Below are 3638 nucleotides of genomic sequence, written 5' to 3'. Positions count from 1 at the left end.
ACCTTGCGACGGTGCGCCACCTGCTAGACATGAGGTCGGGCATCAAGTTCTCCGAGAACTCCGCCGACCCGGCCGCACCGGCCGGCCCACCGCCGCCCCCGCCGCCGGTGTCCGACGTCATCAACGCGCTGCGCGCCTCGGCGGACAGCGCCAACCGCCTGGTGGCGGGCGAATCGGGCTACCGGGCGGGGCTGCTGGCCTCGATCATCGCGTCCTGCACGGCGTCGTACACGGTCGCCCTGGTGCCCGGGGGCCGACGTCTCGCTCGTCGACGACGTGGTGATCTTGCCGGCGGCCCGCGAGATCTCGGTGGACAGGGCGCGGGCGTGCGCGGCGCGCTGGCTCGCGACCACCGTCAGCGCAGCGGCGATCTGCGGTGGGTTGCCGACGGCCGCCGCGGCCGCCCCGGCCAGTGCGCTGTCCTTGCGGGCCTGGTCCAACGGCCCCAGCAGCTCTTCGACGGCCGGGGGTTTGGGCGGGGACTCGCCGCAGGCGGAGGTGACCACCCCGAGGGCAGCCAGAGCCACGCCGCCGGCGAGCACACCCCGCCGGTTGACGACGGGATCTGCGCTAGACACAAACACATCCTGCCATCGGTGCGGAGGTGGGTACGAAGCCAGGACGCGATCCGGCCGTCAGACGCGATTCCTGGCGTATCGTTGATAGCTGGCTCTCGCGGGACGGCAGCCTTCGCGTTCCGCCGGGACACTGGAGCCGCCCGCAAGCCAGCGGGGCGGCGACGCCCTCCAGCTGACCGGACAACTCAAGATGAGGAGCTCGCCGTGACCACCGGGCTACCTTCGCAGACGCAGGTGATCGAGCTACTCGGTGATGAGTTCGCGCGCGCGGGATACGAGATCGAGGACGTGGTCGTCGACGCCCGGACGCGTCCGCCGCGGATCACGGTGATCGCCGACGGCGACAAAGCCCTCGACCTGGACACCATCGCGACGCTGTCGCACTCGGCGTCGGCTTTGCTGGACGGCCTCGACGACCTCGGGGACCGTTACGTGCTCGAGGTGAGTTCGCCCGGGGTGGACCGCCCGCTGACCACTGAAAAGCATTTCCGCCGCGCCCGCGGCCGCAAGGCCGACGTCGTCCTCGTCGACGGTTCGCGGCTGACCGGCCGGATCGGCGAGACGAGCGGTGACGCGGTCGCACTGGTGGTCCGTGCGGGCCGTGACTATCGGCTGCGCCGGATCCCGCTCGCCGATATCGCCAAAGCCGTTGTCCAGGTGGAGTTTTCGCCCCCAGCTCAAGCGGAGTTGGACTTGGCGGGCCAGGCCGACAGGACGGAGGCCGGAACATGAACCGCGCCGGCGACGATGCAGAGCGTAGCGATGAGAAGGAGCGGCGCTGATGAACATCGACATGGCCGCGCTGCATGCCATCGAGGTGGATCGGGGCATCTCGGTCAACGAGCTGCTCGAGACGATCAAGTCGGCGCTGCTCACCGCCTACCGGCACACCGAGGGCCACCAGAACGACGCGCGCATCGAGATCGACCGCAAGACCGGCGTCGTCAAAGTGGTCGCCCGCGAGACCGACGAAGACGGCAACGTGATCAGCGAGTGGGACGACACCCCGGAGGGTTTCGGCCGCATCGCCGCCACCACCGCCCGCCAGGTGATGCTGCAGCGGTTCCGTGACGCGGAGAACGAACGCACCTACGGCGAGTTCTCCACCCGCGAGGGCGAGATCGTCGCGGGCGTCATTCAGCGGGACAGCCGCGCCAACGCCCGCGGGCTGGTCGTCGTCCGGATGGGGACCGAGACCAAAGCCTCCGAGGGCGTGATCCCCGCGGCCGAACAGGTTCCCGGCGAGAGCTACGAGCACGGCAACCGGGTGCGGTGCTACGTGATCGGGGTGACCCGCGGCGCGCGGGAGCCGCTGATCACGCTGTCCCGCACGCACCCCAACCTGGTGCGCAAGCTGTTCTCCCTGGAGGTCCCCGAAATCGCCGACGGGTCGGTCGAGATCGTGGCGGTGGCGCGGGAGGCCGGCCATCGCTCCAAGATCGCGGTCAAATCCAACGTCCCCGGCCTGAACGCGAAAGGGGCCTGCATCGGCCCCATGGGCCAGCGGGTCCGCAACGTGATGAGCGAGCTGTCCGGCGAGAAGATCGACATCATCGACTACGACGAGGACCCGTCCCGCTTCGTGGCCAACGCGTTGTCGCCGGCCAAGGTGGTCTCCGTGTCGATCATCGACCCGAACGCCCGCGCCGCCCGCGTGGTGGTGCCCGATTTCCAGCTCTCGCTGGCCATCGGCAAGGAGGGCCAGAATGCGCGGCTGGCCGCCCGGCTCACCGGCTGGCGCATCGACATCCGCGGCGACACGCCCGGCGGATCGGAGCCGCATTCGGCGGGTCACCCCGAAAACGGGGCCACCCACGGGATGGCGCACGACCGCTAGCGCGGCCGGCCGGCCCGGGGGCACCGCCCCGCGGGGCGGCGGCCCGCACCTCGGGCGGTTCTGACCATCGGATAAGTGACGCTAGACTGAGCCGTGATCCAGCGTGAGCCTTCGGTCTCGGCGCACAAACGTGTGGACGGACCAGTCCGGACGTGTGTCGGGTGCCGGAAGCGAGAGCTGGCCGTCGAACTGCTTCGCGTCGTGGCTGTGCCGGACGGGAACGGCGAATACGCCGTGATCGTTGACACCGGGACCAGCCTGCCGGGGCGGGGTGCGTGGCTGCATCCCGTGCCGCAGTGCGTGGAACAGGCGATTCGGCGGCGGGCTTTCACCAGAGCGTTGCGCATCAACCGTCCACCGGACACATCCGCGTTGGTCGAGCACCTAGAGTCTCTAGCAGCGCTCGACTTGCCCGGCAACAGAAGAGGCAGCAAAGAACATGAGCACACCGTGAAGTCCCGATGACTCGCATTCCTATGCGTTACAGCTAATTCCCGAGGCGCGGCCCCACGACTGTCGCCTCTCAGACAGGAGATGTAGTGGCAGGTAAGGCCCGCGTACACGAGTTGGCCAAGGAACTCGGTGTCACCAGCAAGGAAGTTCTCGCCCGGCTGAATGAGCAGGGCGAATTCGTAAAATCCGCATCATCGACGGTGGAGGCGCCGGTCGCTCGTCGACTGCGCGAATCGTTCGGGGGCGGCAAGTCGGCTCCCCACAAGACCGCGCCCAAGCCGGCCGCGAAGGCTCCCGTCAAGGGGCCGGACAAATCGCTCGACCAGGCCCTCGACAAGGCCATCGGTAACGGTGAATCGGCCGGCGCACCCGCGGGCGGGACAACGACCGTCGCCGCCCAGGCGGCCCCGGCGCCCGCGGAGGCGCCGGCGCGCCCCGGCCCGGTGCCCGGCCGCCCGTCACCGGCACAGCCGAAGCCGCCCGCTCCCGGGCAGCCGACCGGTCAGCCCCCCGCCCAGCCCGGTCCGCACCCCGGCATGACGCCGGGTCCGCGCCCCGGTCCGGCGCCGAAGCCCGGCGTCCGCACCCCGCGCGTCGGCAACAACCCGTTCTCGTCCGCGCAGCCCGTCGACCGGCCGATCCCGCGTCCCATGGCGCCGCGCCCCGGCGCGCCGCGCCCCGGCGGTCCGCGCCCCGGCGCGTCGCCCGGCAACATGCCGCCGCGGCCCGGCGGTGCCGCCGGTCAGGGCCTGTATCTTATTCACAAATCA

At 70.5% G+C, this 3638-nt stretch carries 4 protein-coding genes and 3 pseudogenes; 6 read left to right on the top strand and 1 reads right to left on the bottom strand.

Annotated elements, in window-relative coordinates:
• Both A5713_RS29630 and A5713_RS29625 read left to right on the top strand, forming a co-directional pair.
• Positions 1-77, top strand: a pseudogene (locus tag A5713_RS29630) (hypothetical protein); the annotation flags it as partial.
• A gap of 9 nt (positions 78-86) precedes the next feature.
• Positions 87-254, top strand: a pseudogene (locus tag A5713_RS29625) (hypothetical protein); the annotation flags it as partial.
• Here the strand turns inward: A5713_RS29625 and A5713_RS29620 are convergent.
• Positions 252-578 (bottom strand): annotated as a pseudogene (locus A5713_RS29620) (hypothetical protein); the annotation flags it as partial. The pseudogenes A5713_RS29625 and A5713_RS29620 overlap by 3 nt on opposite strands.
• Positions 579-782: 204 nt before the next feature.
• Here A5713_RS29620 and rimP point away from each other — a divergent pair.
• From rimP to A5713_RS05240, 4 genes are all read left to right on the top strand, one after another.
• A complete protein-coding gene (rimP, locus tag A5713_RS05250) occupies positions 783-1310 on the top strand; it encodes a ribosome maturation factor RimP (RefSeq protein ID WP_068093291.1) in 528 nt (175 codons plus the stop codon).
• 49 nt (positions 1311-1359) lie between these two features.
• Positions 1360-2415: a transcription termination factor NusA gene (gene nusA, locus A5713_RS05245; RefSeq protein WP_067924858.1), complete on the top strand. Its 1056-nt coding sequence runs from the start codon at positions 1360-1362 to the stop codon at positions 2413-2415.
• 93 nt (positions 2416-2508) lie between these two features.
• Positions 2509-2880 carry a YlxR family protein gene (locus A5713_RS27315; protein ID WP_082972794.1) on the top strand — a complete coding sequence of 124 codons (372 nt, stop codon included), beginning with the start codon at positions 2509-2511 and terminating at the stop codon, positions 2878-2880.
• A 74-nt stretch (positions 2881-2954) separates the two neighbouring features.
• On the top strand, positions 2955-3638 hold a 684-nt coding region (locus tag A5713_RS05240; protein ID WP_197516298.1), incomplete at its 3' end, for a translation initiation factor IF-2 N-terminal domain-containing protein.

Source organism: Mycobacterium sp. E2497 (assembly GCF_001668695.1).
In the GTDB taxonomy this organism is placed as follows: Bacteria; Actinomycetota; Actinomycetes; order Mycobacteriales; family Mycobacteriaceae; genus Mycobacterium.
The sequence above is the reverse complement of the archived record's forward strand: the minus strand, read 5'-3'. Positions and strand labels throughout refer to the sequence as shown.

Excerpts from the sequence above, each read along its gene's own strand:
- nusA (WP_067924858.1), top strand. The coding sequence starts at position 1,360 with ATGAACATCGACATGGCCGCGCTGCATGCCATCGAGGTGGATCGGGGC.